This window comes from Oceanobacillus caeni (assembly GCF_019037185.1).
Lineage (GTDB): Bacteria > Bacillota > Bacilli > Bacillales > Amphibacillaceae > Oceanobacillus > Oceanobacillus caeni.
In genome coordinates this window covers 1-17,740 of the sequence record NZ_JAHHXM010000036.1, presented here as the reverse complement: position 1 = coordinate 17,740, position 17,740 = coordinate 1, and the positions used below count along the sequence as shown (strand labels likewise).

Here is a 17,740-nt window from a genome sequence, read left to right as displayed (position 1 = left end):
TCCCTTTACCTAGTTGAATTATATTGTTGTTTTTTAATTCTAGTAACCTACTATAAAGAAAACTTCCATCAGTGGGGGTTTTCTTACCTTCTTTGTTTGTCCAGAGGCTTGGTGTAGGATAAACACACACCCTAAAAACCATATTGAGCAAAAGGCACCACCGAATTTCTAAATTCCAATAATGGATCTTTATTGATTTGGTCAAGATGTTGGAGGAACTTGATGGAATTGGAGATATAAGGCCCTTTATTCATCATAATACAATCCGCTCTTAGTCCCATAAAGGCATCGGTTAATTCAGCCCTTAAAGGTATTCCCTTCTTATTCAAATGATTGAGAATATTAGTTGCCCAAATAACTGGGATATGAGCAGCCCGGCAAATTTCCAAGATTCCTTCCTGAGCCTTTGCCATTTGTTCATAGCCAATCTCTATTGCCAAATCACCTCTAGCAATCATTACTCCAAATAAATCTAAATTTAGACCTTCAAGAATAATTTTCGATAAAGAAAAAAGTGCATACTTTGTTTCTATTTTCGCAATGAGTCCAATTTTCTTCTCTGTATGTTGATCTAAATACCCCTTTAATATTCGGATATCATTAGGATGATGGATAAAAGAAACCCCAATGAGGTCAACAAAAGGAATAATTTTTGAAACAGTTTTAATATCTGTTTCTGTAATGGTAGGAACGTTTAAATAAACCAATGAATCTGGAAAATTAACCCCTTTATGAGGTTTAATATATTCTACTTTCTTTCTCGTAAGGGTGATCTTTACATCCAAGTATTTTTCATTAACTTCCACAACAACTGCACAGATATTTCCATCCTCAAAAAAAACCTTATCTTTTGGTCTTACATTTCTTAGAGCTTCTGGTAAAGTGACACCAATAGATGCTGGTTCTTCATTACCTTTTGGTTTCCCAAGATAATTATGGTTTTTGTAAATTCGTAAAATATCCCCTTTTTTTACCTTAATGGTTATTTGCCTTTTCAATAGATTTGTTAGTTTGCACTCTTTGTCATGACTCAGTTGTACAGTAGTTTCCTCGTTTAAAATTGCCGGTTTATTTAATTCAACTTTTAGGCATGTTGGGCTTACTATCTCCAGTACTGTGAAATATCGTTTTCTTCCTTTGGTATCAATAAAATGTATGATTTGCCCCGCAGCAACACCGGTAAATTCATCTATATTTAGTTTTAATACAAAATTATTTATAATAGGGTTATCTTTACTATTTTGGCTCATTAAATAACCAATTGGAGAGGTTTTTTCTGTATTTATTTTTAAGGGGACTATGGTTTTTCTGAATTCATTAACACGAATTTTAGGCCCAGGAAGATCCATGTATATCATACATTTTCCATTTTGTTTCTCAAGACCTATCTCTTTTTCTGCAGTTCGAATACTTTCAACTAAACTTTTCCAGACAGAATAATCACGAGCTAAGTTTATTCGGGCAATAGTCATTCCCGACCTAATTAATTCTTTAAAGATTTCTGGTTTCTCCAACATAGATCTATCTAAAGTAACCATGATAGAAAAGGGATCTTCTTTTGATTTTCCTAACAACTCTTGACTTCGTTGATTCTTTAGATATCTTGCACTTTCCAAATCAATATAATTTTTATTATGCTGATCATCGGGAAACAAATGGCCAATTATTTTATTCAATGAAAATAAAACATGAGGACTCATCATTTTTATAGATGAAAAGCCTTCTTCCACTAAAAAGGAATTAAGCTTTGAATTTGAAAATTTCTGTAAGGCCAAAAAGGCACATAAATTTTGCTTACTAGCATCCGCCATATCGATATGTTGGGTTTTAGAAACGTTAGATAAAAATTTATTAATGTCGTTCCGTAATTGAATAAGTTGATGTATAGTTTCTCTTTTATTAGAGTCTGTAAAATTTACCATTTGGGTCACCTCATTTCTTTAATTTATGACTCCTTTTAAAAAAGCGTGTATCTTTCTCGGATTCACCCATAACCATATTTAAAATCCCAAAAAACTCGCTTCTGTCTACGCCTTATAAGCGATGACAGAAGCGAGTTTCACTATGCATCCATAATTTATTAAGGTAAGATCAACTTACTTAGTAACTATTTAGTTTCAACTAAGACAATTTCATCAATAATCGGAATATCCCTTTTTAATAATGCTAAGACAGAGTCTTCGATTTTATTGTCGATTTCACATATTGTTATCGCAGGACCATTAATTTTTGAACGTTCATTAGCCATGCGTGCAATATTAAAACCTCTTTGATAAAGAAGCCCCGATAACTCTGAAATAACCCCTTTTCGGTCGGTATGACGGATCACAAGTGTTGGTCGTTCTCCAGAAAATTTTAAAGGATAACCCTCTAATTCCTGAACTTCCACTTTACCGCCACCTAATGAACTAGCTAATACCTTTACAGTACGTGAAGAACCAGTTAATTCTACGAGGACGGTATTAGGGTGATAGCTTCCAAGGACCCGTTTCGTAAATTCGTATTGTAAACCATCTTCCTCAGCAATCATTTTGGCATTTGGAATACCGTCATCCATTGTAGTTAACCCCAGAACACCTGCTAGTAGAGCTAAGTCTGTTCCATGTCCTTGATAGGTCTTAGCAAAGGACCCCATCAGTGAAAACTTTACATATATCGGGTTTTCATTTAATAGCTGACGGGCAATGTTCCCGATTCGGACGGCACCAGCTGTATGTGAACTTGAAGGTCCAACCATTACTGGGCCGATGATCTCATACGCACTTTGGTATTTTGCAGGCTCACTACTACTAGTTTTTTCCCCCAAAATGCTTTCTTTTAATTTTTTCCCTGTCGGAGTTGCGGCAAGACCACCTTCCCCAGTTTCTCTCAACCATTCGGGCATTTGCTGTCCTACTTCATGCATCACATGGATCACTTCATCTGGAGGAATAATGCTTGCTACCCCAGCTAAGGCCATATCAGCTGCAGCTTGCGCGGTAATTGCATGTAAACCATTTCGAATGATGCAAGGTATTTCCACCAGCCCGGCAACCGGATCACAAACTAATCCCAGGGAATTTTTTAAAGCAATTCCGACAGCATTTCCTACCTGCTGTGGTGTTCCACCGGCAAGCTCAACCAATGTACCTGCTGCCATTGCGGTTGCTGAACCGACTTCAGCCTGGCATCCACCTGCAGCACCTGATATGGATGCCCTATTCGCAATTACTAATCCGAGGGCAGAGGCAGTGAACATGGACTGTACAATCTCTTCACGAGTAAATTTTCCGCTATCATGGCGTGTACTAGTACAGCAGGTAAAATCCCCGCTGACCCCGCTGTTGGCGTTGCAACAATTCGCCCCATTGCAGCATTTACTTCAGATACACTAAGGGCATTCGCTGCAGCATGTAACGTCTTGGAATTAACAAAGGAATTCCCTTTTTCAGCATATTGATAAAGACGGTGTCCATCCCCGCCCGTTAAACCGGTTCGGGATGTAACAGGGCTCGTTGTCCCTTTGCGGACAGCTTCTTCCATTACCGTGAATTGTTCCGACATTTTCTCGATGATAATCTCCCTTGAATAACCTTTCTGTTCCACCTCTGATTTAATCATCAATTCCGAAATGGTTGTTTTTCCTTGCTCTGCAAGTTCAATTATCTCCTTTAAACTTGAAAAAGACATGTGATCTCTCCTTTAAAGGACGGTTCCCATGCCACAAGCATAGGAACCGTCCCCTTGTTTACTCTTGTCCGAAATATTCTACTACAACGGCTGCCATTGCCTTTGCCGCAATAACCAGGCTATCCTCATTAATGGTAAATTTAGGATGATGATGGGGATAAACCGGGCCATCCGCTGGTTTTGCCCCAACATAAAAGAAACTCCCTGGAACCTTTTGTAAATAGTATGAAAAATCCTCTGATCCAGATGCAGGTGGCGTTTCGATAACTGCTTTAATTTCAGGAATTTCAGCTTTATTAATCGCATCGGAAACCAATTCCGTCATTTCCGCATCATTCACCAAAACTGGATAATCATGTGAATAGGTCAAATCATAAGTAATATCAAATTCTTGGGCAAGCCCAGCTAAAATTCGCTTAAATTCTGTTTCCACTGTAGCACGAACTTCACTGGACATCGTCCGAACATCTCCTTCAAGTTCGACACTATCTTTAATAATATTGAACGATCCTTTCCCATCAAATGAGCCTATGGTTACTGTTGCCATATCAAAAGGATTAATTCGGCGGCTGATAATCGTCTGGGCCGCGACAACGAAATGACTTGCAGCGACAATACTGTCGTTACTTGTATGTGGCATCGAACCATGTCCGCCTTTTCCTTGGATTTTCACTTTGAAATACGAACGTCCAGCCTGCATTTCTCCGGCACGATAGTGGACCTCTCCTGTATTCGATAGGGACATGAGATGAATGCCGAAAACATTATCTACACCTTCCAAACACCCGTCTTCAATCATAGCAATTGCACCACCAGGAGGGGTTTCTTCCGCAGGTTGGTGAAGAATAACAACATTTCCTTTTAATTGATCTTTCAATTCTATTAGTGCTTCGGCTAAAATTAATAGATAAGCAGTATGACCATCATGCCCGCATGCATGCATCACACCAGGGTTTTGTGACTTAAAAGGGACATCCGCCTCTTCCGTTATTGGCAATCCGTCAAAGTCGGCTCTTAAGGCAACGGTTTTTCCCGGGAGACCGCCTTCGATTGTTACAACTACACCATGTCCTCCAACGTTGGTTCGTATTTTTACATCTTTATCTTTATAAAAATCAGCAATATATTGAGCTGTCTTTTCCTCCTTAAAAGATAATTCAGGATGTTGATGAAGGTATCTCCGAATTTCTATCATTCTCTCTTTTTTCTCATCTATTTTTTGCAAAAGTTGATTTAACATTTTTCTCCTCCTAATTATTTTCTGTTTTAACGGTAAGGGTAATGAGACCACACACAACAATGGCTATTGCCAAGCTGATAAATACGATGGAAAATGATCCACCTGCTAAAGAAATTAAAGCCCCAAATGAGATTGGAGCAATAAAACCTCCAAGCGTTCCTCCAGTGTTGACGATCCCAATTGATGAACCAATTACTTTTTCTGGCAAAATCTTATGTGGCCAAGAAAAAATACCTACAAATATCGTTGTTAGTAAAAAAGTCAATACATATAAAAATACGATGGATAGTGCTAAGGAATCTGAAATTACCAATCCTAAAAATAATACAGATGATAGAATAGAACAAACGATTAAGAGTAATTTTTCCTTCCCATTAAACTTTGTTAATAATACACCGGCAAATAAGGATGCTAGTGCTCCCCCAATAGCATTCACCGCTAGGATGGTTCCAACTGTACTAATAGATAGTGAAAATTTCACCTTTAAGAAAGATGGCATCCAAGACATGTTTCCATAGAAGGCAATATTGGCAATCATCATGGCGATAAATAAAATAATCACATTTCGATTGGAAATTACCGATTTAAAGCTAATTTTTTTGGATGCAACATTCACTTTCTCTACCGGAATGTCCTTTGGAACAAAAAAGATGACCAAAAGCAAGGAGATAGCAAAAAACGCACCCAATGCATAATAACCATACTGCCAATTTATATCAATTAACCGTGCTCCAACAACAAACGCTAAGATGCCGCCAATCCCGTTCGTTGACAAAATGAGTGATTGAATAAAAGTCCGTTTTTCTTTCGTGAAATTGACCGCAATCCCTTTCGAACAGCTTGGCGGGTACCCTGCATGTCCTATACCTGCTAAGAAGCGAATCAGCACAAACACCAGTAAACTCGCACCAAAACTAAATGCAAATGAAAACAATGTAATTAAGTTTGGCTTTTCTTTCATTTAATACTTCTTGAGGAACAGACATATAAAGTCCCCTTCCTGTAACATGGTTTTATGAAAACGCTTTCTACCATTATCTTAAACAATACGGCTGTAAAAGGCTTTCCAACTATTATCCAAAATGTCCCCTTTATTTGTCATCATTTTTATATTCACTTTAATGGAGGACAAAAAAGGACTGCTATTTTTTAACTAATGGCTTAATTTCAAAAAGATGAAAAGCATTTAATGTCAGGGTTGATTGTAAATATAGATCCGAATCAATAGTCTCCTCATAGATTTGTAATTCAGGATAGGTGCGATGCTTCAGGAACGTAATGATTTCACGATCATTGATATCTCCCCGTTGGAAATTGAGCCAATTCATATAAAATGCACCATTATTCCGATCCAGAATATACCTTCGAATTTGATAATGACCAGGAGGCATCCCTGAAATCACAAATCTATTCTCTTTTGTTAAAGAGCGTAAAAAGAGATTCTCCACCGAGTAGGAAGGATTGACGTAGGAAGTGTTATAAATAGCCAATTGGTACCCTTGTTCTCCCTTGGTCAGGACAAAGCCCTCTCCTTCCGCTAAAATCTGGCTGTTCATTTTTGCCATCAATTGAATGTTGAAAAAAGCTGGACGTTTTAATTGATAATAATAAAGTAGAGCAATCCCATTCATGGCAATATGTTCATACTCTTGATTACTTTTTTCTAATGAATGGGTATCAACCCAAAATCCCAATCCGAAAATTTCCTTGGTTACATCAAACATATCTTTAAAAATAAGGGATGAACGAAAGAAGCTTCCACTTAAATTCACCGTATTTCCATAAAGTGTATTCCAGTTTGTCAAGTAAATGGGTCTGTCTGCCAATCCCACAGCTTGCAATTTTTCCTTCAAATTGATACATGATTTCGTTAACAAATCTTTTACACTTTCAAAGGTACTATTATTCATATCCGTAAAGTCTACTTGTTCATTCGGGTTACAGATGAAACAGATTAGTTCACACTCATTAGAGAATTGCTTCAAAAAGGTGGTAACAGAGGCTGTTATTCCTGTTTGTAAAGAAAACGGCACATGAAGGCCAACTTTTGCGGCTGAAGCCCATTTTTTTACAGTTTGATAAAAATCCTGATAAAATGTACTTGATTTTCCACCCCACTCCGTGAAAGCCAATTCAAACTGCCACTTTCCTACAAAGTCGCTGCCAAAATAACGAACACTGTGTTGTAAGAATTCCTCTAACAACTTGATATAATTAGAGCTACTTTTGACTTCCTTTTCAAACTCAACACGGATGAAAGGCACTAAGCCAAGCTTGTGAAACCGGCTGAATAATGCACTAATCTGATAAAACTTTCCCCCTGTTTGCAATAGCGGAGTTGTAGTCTTGAAAGTGGGGGAAAATAGGTTCGTGAAATAAACATATTCAAATTGAAGCAGCTCTTGAATAAGCTGTAATTCTTCTTGGACTTCTTCATGTAAAGCATATTCAAGCTGGCCAATCACTAGTAATTGGTGAGCTTTTTCCCGAACAAAAATAGGTTCTTGTGGCATGTCGATATGTACCTCTGAAACAGCCGATTCCATTAAAGTCAATTCTTTTTCATTTGGTGGGATGTACTTACTTATTTCTATTAAAAAACTAGGAGACTTCAACAATGTATATTCATCACTTAAATGATGTAATTCATCGACATCGGCAGGTTCCTTCTTGTGAAGACCGCGATATTCAGCAGGTGTTTGTTGGTACACTTCTTTAAAAGCCTTGTTAAACGCCTTCGCATTGGGAAAACCATTATTAAACGCAACTTGCATAATATTATAGTCAGTGTATAAAAGCTCCTGAACAGCTGATTTCAAACGAACTTGTTTAACATATTGTGAAAAGCTAACGCCAACCTCCTGCTTAAAATAGCGCGATAAATAGTGAAGAGATAAATATTGCTGTTTAGCGACTTCCTCCAATGATATCGGCTTACGATAATTTTTTTCAATAAAAGTAAGAATATCCCTAATTCTGCCATCCTTCATTCCCAAAAACTGATTCTTGCCAAGATAAGTCGTTTTAAAATTCCGAATTAAAAGCGTAACTAACTTATAAATCTTGCTATTAATTTCAAGTTCACTTCCATCCTGTTTTTGATAATACGCAATCAGAATTTCCGCTAAGAGTTGACGGATTTGATCATATAGAAAATATAACCCATTATCCTCCTTGGTCGAACAGCAGTCGAAATAACATTCATGAATCCCTTGATAATACTGCTCGATAGAACTTAGAGGTATTTGCAACAATAAGACTACATTGTCTTTAATCCCCTTAATAGTATGGACATGATTAGCATTAATGAGCAGAAGATCATTTTCGGCCAAATGATAGGAATTTTGATTGACAATAACCTCAATTTCCCCTCTAATAACAAGAAGTATTTCAATTTCTAAATTAATATGCTGTGAGCGGTGGCGAATATTTTGCAAACTAATATGATAAGATTCTTCTATTACTGATCCAGACATAATTATTCACCCCAGAAAATTGATTAAACAAAGTAGTTGTATCTCATTTACGCAGCTTTTTACTTAAGGATGTTTTTACCCTTTTCCCCATTCCCCTGGTATACATTTCCCAGGATAAGGATACTCCGATTCCAATTTCAACTACTTTCTAGATTATAGATTAAAACTATTTGATCGAACAACCTGTATGTTAGCATATGATTTACTTCTCGTGTTACAGAAATTTTCTATTCGTTATGTAATTAGTTTGTTTTACCCTATAGCCACATTGTACTGATTAACCTTTCTTATCCGCTTCCAAATAACTCGAACGGTAGTAATCTTTTAATTTTAAAACCCTTGAAAACTCTTAAATAAAAATTCACACTTTGTTCAACGTTTCACAATCCAATCGCCATAACTCCATGTTATGATGAACCTGTAATGAAGGTGTGAAAATCAAACATACCTGAAGGACAATAGTTGTGTACGAATTTTTAAGATATTTCTAACACTGAAGGAGAGATCACCTATGAAAGCGGTAGTTGTTAATCCAAAAAGTAAAGCAAACATTGAAGTTGTTGAAAGGGAACTACGGCCATTGAATTCAGGTGAAGCATTAGTAGATATAGAATATTGCGGTGTATGTCATACGGATCTACATGTAGCAGCTGGTGATTTTGGTAATGTGGAAGGCCGTACTTTAGGCCATGAAGGTGTAGGTATAGTTTCTAAAGTGGCTGACGACGTTACTAGCTTAAAGGTTGGTGATAGAGTAAGTGTTGCATGGATGTTCCAAGCCTGTGGCAGATGTGAGTATTGTACAACAGGCAGAGAGACATTTTGTCGTAATGTAAAGAATGCTGGATATAGTATTGATGGAGGAATGGCTGAGCAATGTATTGTTACTGCTGATTACGCAGTAAAAGTTCCAGATGGACTAGATTCAGCACAAGCTACTAGTATTACATGCGCCGGGGTTACTACTTATAAAGCCATTAAGGTTTCTGGTGTTAAACCTGGTCAATGGATTGTCATTTATGGTTGTGGTGGACTAGGAAATCTTGCTATCCAATATGCTAAACATGTATTTAATGCCAAAGTTATCGCAGTAGATATTAATGATGATAAGTTAGCACTAGCCCAAGAAATTGGTGCAGATATGACAATCAACTCTATCACTCAAGGCGATGCAGATAAGATTATTCAAGAACAAGTCGGTGGAGCATATGCCGCAGTTGTAACAGCAGTTTCTAAAGTAGCATTTAACTCAGCAGTCAATGCAGTACGTGCTTGTGGTAAGGTAATCGCAGTAGGTTTACCATCAGAAACGATGGATTTGAATATTCCGCGACTAGTACTTGACGGGATTGAAGTAGTAGGTTCATTAGTCGGTACCCGCAAAGATTTAGAAGAAGCCTTCCAATTCGGTGCGGAAGGTAAGGTCGTACCAATTGTGCAAACACGTTGCTTACATGAAGTCCAGGATATATTTGAAGAAATGGGACAAGGTAAGATTCAAGGTCGTATGGTTATCGATTTTAAACAGCACAAGTGTAATTGCTAATAAGTGCTATTTCAAACGGTTGCTGTGCGATTCTCTCTTAGAAAATCTCTGAAACGGAATTGACCGAGATTTTCAGTCAGACATATATAGAAGTTTAATAGGAAAGAAAGAGGCTGGCCACTAGTCATAGACTTGTGCCGCCTCTTTTTTAAAATTATTCCGTGAAGGTTCGACTAAAAATTGTAATCTTCCCATCATTCATTTTCCTTGTCCATTATTTTCGAAGCTCAAAGTTATTTGGGTTTTAACTTGAAATGATTATGGGCAGAATAAGCATAATCTCCCTTGTAAACCTTCTAAGACTTCTTTTGGCACTTCCTGACCTTGATATCCCCACCTAGGAAAAGTAGCCAATTGGTTATTTCGGTCAATTCTTCGGGATTATGGACATTGATAAAAGTCTTTAGAATGGCTGTGGTTTGGTAGGGATTCGTATAGGAAATTGAAATCTTTAAAGGATGGTATTTTTTGAACTGAGCAATTGCCTTTGGACCAAGTTCAAGGACAAGGTTAAATACTTCTTCCTGCCTTCTTAGCTTTTCTAAAAACTTTTTCCTACTTAATCTTTTTTTCGTAGTATATGGTTTGACATTAGTGAGATTATCGACAGGGAAAATCCGCCTTTTTTCATCCTTTAAGTCAAATCCTTCAATCAACCAAATACCTTTTTCATGATAAAGGTGTAAAAGATAGATTGGATAAGACTTTTTTACCTTCTCTTCTTTGATGGTAATCAATAAATATCTATCCAAAATAAGGGTTTGAATGAGTTTTTCTAACATAGGATGGGGTAGGTCTGATAGATCAAGTAGGTCGGGATTATTGGGGTTGGTCCCTTCAAAAAGCAAAATTTTATTTAGAAGAACAAGGTCATCTTGCTGGTTTTCCGAGATAAGGCCTAGTAATTTTTCGGCTAAAGACTGACGACTTTTTAGATAAGGAAGTTGTTGATTTCTTGTGGCCATAAAGGCAATAAAAAGAGCTTTAATCTCATTATCAGTAAAGCGAACAGCGGGCAGGACAGAGTTATTCATGACAAAATAACCCCCATCCCTTCCTACTTCAGCGACAAGTGGCATCCCCATGGCTTCAATTTCTCTGATATCTCTGATAGCTGTGGAGCGAGAGATGTTAAATTCTCGCATGATTTCAGAAATTGTAAAGTGAGCGCGGTTGTTAATATACCGCATGATTGTATTAATTCGTTCAACTTTTTTCATTGGGGTCTCCTAAACAGTATCATTTTTTGACATGATTTAGTACTATTATAAACTCATCAAGTGAAAAGATAAATCATTTGATTAATATTTTAAAAGGAAGGTTTTGAATATGGCAGATTATATTATAGAAGATAAAGACAGCTTTACCGTTTTGGGTATTGGAATTGAGCTTAAAAGCAATTACACAGACTTTGCTGGCATAAATAAAGAAAAGGCAGACTTTTGGCAGACCATCGGCCAAGATGGAACCCTTGACACTTTAAAATCCATTGCCACAAATGACTACATATTTGCTGTGAACGAAGCGGTGAATAACAAGATGATGCATTATGCTGGCGTTATGACAGAAGCATCAATACCAGAAGCAACCAGGGTTATCCAGTTTCCTAAGGGAGAATACCTAGTTGTTAAAGGAGAAGAAAAGACTTCTGAAGAGTTGAGTAATAAGCTTACTGGCATTGCCTTTGGTCAAGTCTTACCAGAAGCAAAGAATTTTGCCTATGTTGGTGGGCCAAATGCAACGGTTGAAATGGGGCAGCGAAACGGCTTAGTGTTTGGTGAAATGTGGATTCCTATTGTGAGAAAATAAAAAGGAGTATTACAGTAAGTGAATGTGCAAGTGGGGAAATTCAGCCATTTTCTGTATTTTGGTCATTCCTTTTCTTCCCTTGAGTAAAAAAATCCTTATTGAGCAAGGAAAGTAAATTCATACCGTAAACTTGTCATTTAAACTGAATACCTTCTGCTTTATATAGTTGCTTCATACTATTCCTCCTTCGATATTGTATACGTGCAATATTAAAAAAACTATCGATTCGCTCGTCTTTTAGCGGATCGATAGTTTTCCATTACTTTGTGCATTGATTACTTATTACTAAGGTTTATGCAAGGCCGAAAAACAACCATACATGAAACTGTCTTTCCTTTCATTCATATTACCACTCCCACACCTGATGATCTTTATACATTCGCTGTAAAAGGAATTTCTTATATTATTTATCTTTCGTAATTTACATCTTCTCCATTTGTCTGGATTACCTTTTTGTACCAGTCAAATGAGTCCTTTTTAGAGCGTTTCATTGTTCCTTTACCTTCATTATCACGATCTACATAAATCATTCCGTATCGTTTTTTCATCTCTCCTGTTGTAAAGGATACAATGTCGATGATACCCCAAGGTGTATAACCCATTAAGTCTACTCCATCATAATTTATAGCCGTTTTTAAAGCTTCGATATGAGAGCGAAGATAATTAATTCGTGCTTCATCATGTATCGAACCATCTTCTTCGATCGTATCTACTGCTCCAAAGCCATTTTCTACGATAAACATTGGTATTTGATAACGATCATAGAAACGATTTAGTGTATAACGTAGCCCAGTTGGATCGATTGCCCATCCCCAGTCACTGGATTTAATGTACGGATTTTTTACGCCATGCGGCAGACCCCCATCCGTTTTTTCTGAAGATTCATCTGGGTCTACTTCACTGCTTACCGTTGTAGACATATAATAGCTGAAACCAAGGTAATCGACTTTTCCGTTTAAGAGAATCTCATCGTCTCCTTCTTCCATAACTATATTGTAGCCTTTACGTTCAAATTCTTTTAACGCATAGCTTGGATAATATCCGCGCACCTGCACATCTGGGAAGAAATAACGATCGCGCATATATTCTTCAGCAAGCATTACATCTTCTGGATTAGAAGTATAAGGATAAATTGGCACATGTGAAACCATCGCGCCGATTTGGAAATCTGGATTAATTTCTTTCCCCTTCGCTACAGCTAATGCACTTGCCACAAGTTCATGATGGGCAGTCTGGTACATAACCTCTTTCGCATTTTCACCTTCTTTTAACAGGACACCCGAATTTGTCCAAAGGAATAATGGATTGCGGACGTCCATTTTATTATTGATTTCATTAAAGGTCATCCAATATTTCACTTTATCTTTATAACGATCAAAAACAACCTCAGCAAATTTAACAAAATAATCAACTACTTTTCTGCTGCGGAACCCTCCATATTCACGAGCTAGGTGCAATGGCATTTCAAAGTGAGACAAAGTAATTACAGGCTTAATACCATATTTAATTAATTCATCAAATACATTGTCATAAAATTGCAGGCCTTCTTCGTTCGGTTCCGCTTCATCTCCTTGTGGAAAAATTCGCGACCAGCCAATAGATGTACGCAAACATTTTAAGCCCATTTCTGCAAATAAGGCGATATCCTCTTTGTAATGATGATAGAAATCAATAGCTTCATGATTTGGATAAAATTCATTTGGCTCTACTTTATCTGTAATTCTTCTAGGCACTCCGTTAGCCCCAGCTGTCAGTACATCCACAACACTCGGCCCTTTTCCGCCAGCGTTCCAGCCGCCTTCAAATTGATGGGCAGCCAACGCACCGCCCCATAAGAAATCTTTCGGTAATTTACTCATCATTAGTCCTCCTTAAAATTTACTTAACAATGTTAAATAGTTTGTCACCTGTTTTTATTTCATCCTTACCTTCCTCAATGACTTCTTGATATTGCGTCATATTTGTAATGATAATAGGAGTAATTGCTGCAAGCCCTTTTTCTCTTATCATCTCTTTGTCAAATGTGATTAGTTTATCTCCTTGATGAACACGCTGGCCATCCTCTACATGTACAGTAAATGGTTCGCCATTAAGTTCTACGGTCTCTAAACCAACATGAATTAATAATTCAATTCCACTATTGGTACGTACTCCAATTGCGTGTTTGGTTGGCGCAATAAATACAATCGTGCCATCAGCCGGCGCAGATACTTCATTCCCGTCTGGTTCAATTGCAACCCCTTGTCCCATTGCACCAGAACTAAATACTTGGTCTGGAACTTCAGACAGCGCTGTTAACTTTCCAGTTAGTGGGGAGGCAATTTCTTCTTCGTTTTGTAGTGCATCTTTGCCTGAACTTTCTTCCCCTTCTTCTTGTCCAGTTGCTAGTGTTTCATTTGCCTGTTTTGCAGTATCTTCCCCAAAACCAAAGATTTGTACTAGGATGATTGGTAAAACAACAGCTATGGCAGATCCGATTAAAACACCCCATATAGACATTGGATACTCGCTGTCAATCGCGTTGACAATTGTTATAGGGCTTGGTAAGCCAGCATACGCAAAGTAACTTGGTTTGAAGAAACTTGCTACGATCGCACCAACTGCCCCTGAAATACACCCAAAAATAAACGGTTTCTTAAATCGAAGGGTTACACCATAAATAGCCGGTTCGGTAATTCCAAAGATACCAGTTATCCCAGCAGATGTACTTATCTTTTTGGTTTCTTTATTTTTGGCCTTAAGAAGAACACCAAACACAGCACCAACTTGTGCCACAACAGCTATGGTCTGATACGCTTGGAAGGAATCCATGCCATACTGTTCAAAGTTTGCAAGGACCATTGGCGTAACGCCCCAATGAATCCCAAATATAACAATTACTTGCCAAAATCCTCCGATAATAGCACCCGCTAGCGCTGGGAATACGTCGACTAGATAATTATATCCATTGGCAATTGCATTCGCACCACCTGTTGTTAATGGTCCAATAATTAGAAGAACGAGCGGAACCATTATTAAAATACTAAAGAGCGGAACAAACAAAGGACGAATTACTTCCGGTGTTTTCTTATTAAAGAACTTTTCAACATAAGACAAAATCCAAACTAAAAATAACGGTGGCAAAACAGAAGATGTATAGGTTGTTTCGGATAATGCGATACCTAAGAACGTAACGGTTTCTCCACTGGCAACCCGGCCGGCTATGTCGGCCCACTCTGGTGTTACCAACGCTGCTGTTGCAGCAACAGCAATATACGTATTAACCTTAAAGTGCTTCGCAGCTGTTATCGCTATAAAAATAGGCAAAAATGTAAATGGTGCCCATGACATCATACTCAGTACTTCATACGTACCTGTATTTTCAAAGGTGGGAAAAACAAGATTAATTAAAATCAAAGAACCTTGCAGAATACCTGCTGCAGCTAAAATATATACAAAAGGAGCAAATACTGCTGACATGGTAGCAATAACACGGTTCAATATCGTTCCTTTATGTTTACTTTCACCGTCTTCGTCTATTGCTCCTTCCCCAACTAAATCTGCAAAGGCTTCATAAACCTCTCCAACATGCTGGCCAATAACTACTTGAAACTGTCCATTGTTCTCCACTACCGTAATAACACCCGGCATGGCAGTAACAGTTTCTTTGGCTTTTGGCTTTGAATGCTTCAATACAATACGAAGTCTGGTGGCACAACGTGTAGCACTGATAACGTTTTCCTTTCCGCCAATGGCATTAAGGATATCGCTAGCTAACTTATTGTAATCCCTTACTTTTTCAGCCATATTTTAATCTCCTTGTTATTAATTTGATACTTACATTATAATTGTACCGTTACAATTTTTCAAGTAGATAATAATGTAATTATGCATTTATTCTAATATAATACATGAAACAATATGGTATAATGGGGTTAAATACATATCAAATAAATCAAATTTTATTCCATATCTGCACCGATTAAATCCGTTTTATCTATGAATGGAATAAGCAGGAATCTATAATTGAAAAGGGGTGTGTGTATGTTGAAATATCAGCAGATAGCAGTCGAAATTGAATCGTATATTCAAAAACATCAGATGCAGCATGGCGAAAAACTGCCCGTACTCGAATCCTTAATAAAAGAATTCGAAACGAGTAAAAGCACGATTGTGAAGGCATTGGATTTATTAGAAAAAAAGGGAATCATTTTTCAGGTAAGAGGAAGCGGTATATTTGTAAGAAGAAAAAAAAGGAACAATTATATTAACTTATTATCAAATCAAGGATTTCAAAAAGATTTAGACCAATTTAACATCACATCTGAACAGCTTCAGCTAGAAGTTCAGAAACCGACAGAAATGGCCGCACAGAACTTACATATCGATATGGATCAGGATATCTATTATGTGAAACGTATTCGATATATTGAAGGAAGTACACTCTGTTTGGAAGAATCCTTTTTTAATAAAGCTATTGTTCCCTATTTGAATAAAGAGATTGTGACGTCATCCATTTTTCAGTATATTGAAGATGCACTAAGTCTAAAGATTGGATTTTCTGATATGTACATGCATATTGGCAAATTAACTGATCAAGAGGCTAGCTATTTGCAATTGAAGAGTGGTGAGCCCAAACTAACCGTGGAGAGTATTTTCTATTTGACGAATGGAACGCCATTTGATTATTCAAAGGTAACTTACAACTATAATCAAGCGCAATTTTATATTTTAGGTACTGGGATTTAACTCATGTAATTTTAGTGAACTCAGATAAATGGTTAAAAAGTACCCTATAAAGTAGGCACTATAAAAAGGACTACTCTATGGGTACTCATGTATAACAGAAAAGTACGCGGCTTGGAATGGGGAACTACATTTTATATCCTTTTACTAAAAGTGCCTTATTCTTCCCCCTTCCTTTACAATTACTTATGGAACGGTTCACCGTAACACATCAGAATGAGGTTGAATATTTGAGATAAAAGCACTATATCATTTAGTCGATTCATTTGAACTGTCCATTCCACCAAAAATGCAAAACGGCTAACGAACTATTTTCCCCGACCCATTATTCACAAAAGCCACGACCTCATCTACTGAAAACGCATTGCAATCACCATGTACAGTATGTTTCAAGGCAGACGCTGCAGTTGCAAATGAAATAAGTTCTTGAGAAGGGGTATTTTCCAGGATTCCATGTAAAATGCCTGCTGCAAAAGCATCTCCACCACCTACACGATCAACGATATGATCGATATGTAAAATATTTGATTGGTATAACTCCCCTTCAGTGTAGTAGTTCCCTTGCAGTGTATTGGTTGAAGCAGAAATAACACTTCGAAACGTTGAACTGATGGATCGAATGTTTGGGTACATTTTAGTAATTTTTGAGTAATAATATTTTAAATTTTCCTCTTTTGACATAAAGTCAGCTTGATCTATGCCAAGGATATAAATAGCATCTAGTTCACCGCATGAACAAATATCAACATATGGAAGCAATGTCTTAATCGTATTGGATGCTTCCTGTTGGCTCCATAGTTTTGACCGGTAATTAAAATCGAAACTCGTAAGAACCCCATGTTCTTTCGCTTTTTGTAGTGAAAATAAGGTAATTTCCTTTAAGCTGGGAGATAGCGCGGGCGTAATCCCTGATACATGGAAGAGTTCAGCCCCTGAAAATACTTCATCCCAATTGATTTCATCGGCTTTTAGCATCGAAAAACTGGAGTATTTTCTGTCATAAGTAACTTGTGAACTTCTTTGTCCCACACCCGTTTCCAGGTAGTAGGTACCCAGCCGTTCTCCACCTTTCATCAAATAGTCAGTATGGACACCGTAGGATTTCAATTGTCTCTCCACCGCTATTCCTAATGGATTATCCGGAACTCTACTTACAAGATACACGTTATGACCAAAGTTGGAAAGTGAAACTGCGACATTGTATGTGTCAAGTTTTTCTCGGTGTGTCTTTCACACCAATATTTCCGGCACTCTATTTTTGTACACTTTTTCGGC

Annotated in this window: 10 protein-coding genes and 3 pseudogenes; 3 read left to right on the top strand and 10 right to left on the bottom strand. The window is 37.4% G+C overall.

All coding sequences use genetic code 11. The features are described 5' to 3' along the window. Positions 1 to 131: 131 nt before the first annotated feature. From KM885_RS14900 to KM885_RS14880, 6 genes and pseudogenes are all read right to left on the bottom strand, one after another. Complete coding sequence (locus tag KM885_RS14900; protein ID WP_204798032.1) at positions 132 to 1,922, bottom strand: pyruvate kinase; 1,791 nt, start codon at positions 1,920 to 1,922, stop codon at positions 132 to 134. Positions 1,923 to 2,107: 185 nt separating this feature from the next. Further along, positions 2,108 to 2,737 carry an L-serine ammonia-lyase, iron-sulfur-dependent subunit beta gene (gene sdaAB / locus KM885_RS17990; protein WP_244987043.1) on the bottom strand — a complete coding sequence of 210 codons (630 nt, stop codon included), beginning with the start codon at positions 2,735 to 2,737 and terminating at the stop codon, positions 2,108 to 2,110. Between the two features lie 165 nt (positions 2,738 to 2,902). Continuing rightward, a pseudogene (sdaAA, locus tag KM885_RS17985) lies at positions 2,903 to 3,600 on the bottom strand (L-serine ammonia-lyase, iron-sulfur-dependent, subunit alpha); the annotation flags it as partial. A gap of 127 nt (positions 3,601 to 3,727) precedes the next feature. Further along, on the bottom strand, positions 3,728 to 4,909 hold the full coding sequence (locus KM885_RS14890; RefSeq protein ID WP_204798034.1) for a M20 family metallopeptidase: 1,182 nt from the start codon (positions 4,907 to 4,909) through the stop codon (positions 3,728 to 3,730). 10 nt (positions 4,910 to 4,919) lie between these two features. After that, positions 4,920 to 5,870: an MFS transporter gene (locus KM885_RS14885; protein ID WP_204798035.1), complete on the bottom strand. Its 951-nt coding sequence runs from the start codon at positions 5,868 to 5,870 to the stop codon at positions 4,920 to 4,922. 181 nt (positions 5,871 to 6,051) lie between these two features. Continuing rightward, complete coding sequence (locus KM885_RS14880; protein ID WP_204798036.1) at positions 6,052 to 8,385, bottom strand: helix-turn-helix domain-containing protein; 2,334 nt, start codon at positions 8,383 to 8,385, stop codon at positions 6,052 to 6,054. Between the two features lie 511 nt (positions 8,386 to 8,896). Here KM885_RS14880 and adhP point away from each other — a divergent pair. Next, entirely contained in the window at positions 8,897 to 9,931 is a 1,035-nt protein-coding gene (gene adhP, locus KM885_RS14875; protein ID WP_216884198.1) for an alcohol dehydrogenase AdhP, read from the top strand. 258 nt (positions 9,932 to 10,189) lie between these two features. On the opposite strand, the pseudogene KM885_RS14870 reads toward adhP, so the two are convergent. Further along, a pseudogene (locus KM885_RS14870) lies at positions 10,190 to 11,151 on the bottom strand (helix-turn-helix transcriptional regulator). 109 nt (positions 11,152 to 11,260) lie between these two features. Here KM885_RS14870 and KM885_RS14865 point away from each other — a divergent pair. Next, positions 11,261 to 11,740: a GyrI-like domain-containing protein gene (locus KM885_RS14865; protein ID WP_216884197.1), complete on the top strand. Its 480-nt coding sequence runs from the start codon at positions 11,261 to 11,263 to the stop codon at positions 11,738 to 11,740. Between the two features lie 407 nt (positions 11,741 to 12,147). Here the strand turns inward: KM885_RS14865 and bglA are convergent, their stop codons facing one another. Both bglA and KM885_RS14855 read right to left on the bottom strand, forming a co-directional pair. Beyond that, complete coding sequence (bglA, locus tag KM885_RS14860) at positions 12,148 to 13,599, bottom strand: 6-phospho-beta-glucosidase BglA (RefSeq protein WP_216884196.1); 1,452 nt, start codon at positions 13,597 to 13,599, stop codon at positions 12,148 to 12,150. Positions 13,600 to 13,618: 19 nt separating this feature from the next. After that, positions 13,619 to 15,526, bottom strand: coding sequence for a beta-glucoside-specific PTS transporter subunit IIABC (locus tag KM885_RS14855; RefSeq protein ID WP_216884195.1), 1,908 nt, complete (start codon positions 15,524 to 15,526; stop codon positions 13,619 to 13,621). Between the two features lie 237 nt (positions 15,527 to 15,763). On the opposite strand from KM885_RS14855, the gene KM885_RS14850 reads away from it, so the two are divergent. After that, positions 15,764 to 16,468 (top strand): GntR family transcriptional regulator, encoded by a 705-nt coding sequence (locus tag KM885_RS14850; RefSeq protein ID WP_216884194.1) that lies wholly within the window; start codon positions 15,764 to 15,766, stop codon positions 16,466 to 16,468. 297 nt (positions 16,469 to 16,765) lie between these two features. Here KM885_RS14850 and KM885_RS14845 read toward each other — a convergent pair. Further along, positions 16,766 to 17,659 (bottom strand): annotated as a pseudogene (locus KM885_RS14845) (PfkB family carbohydrate kinase); the annotation flags it as partial. Positions 17,660 to 17,740: the final 81 nt, after the last annotated feature.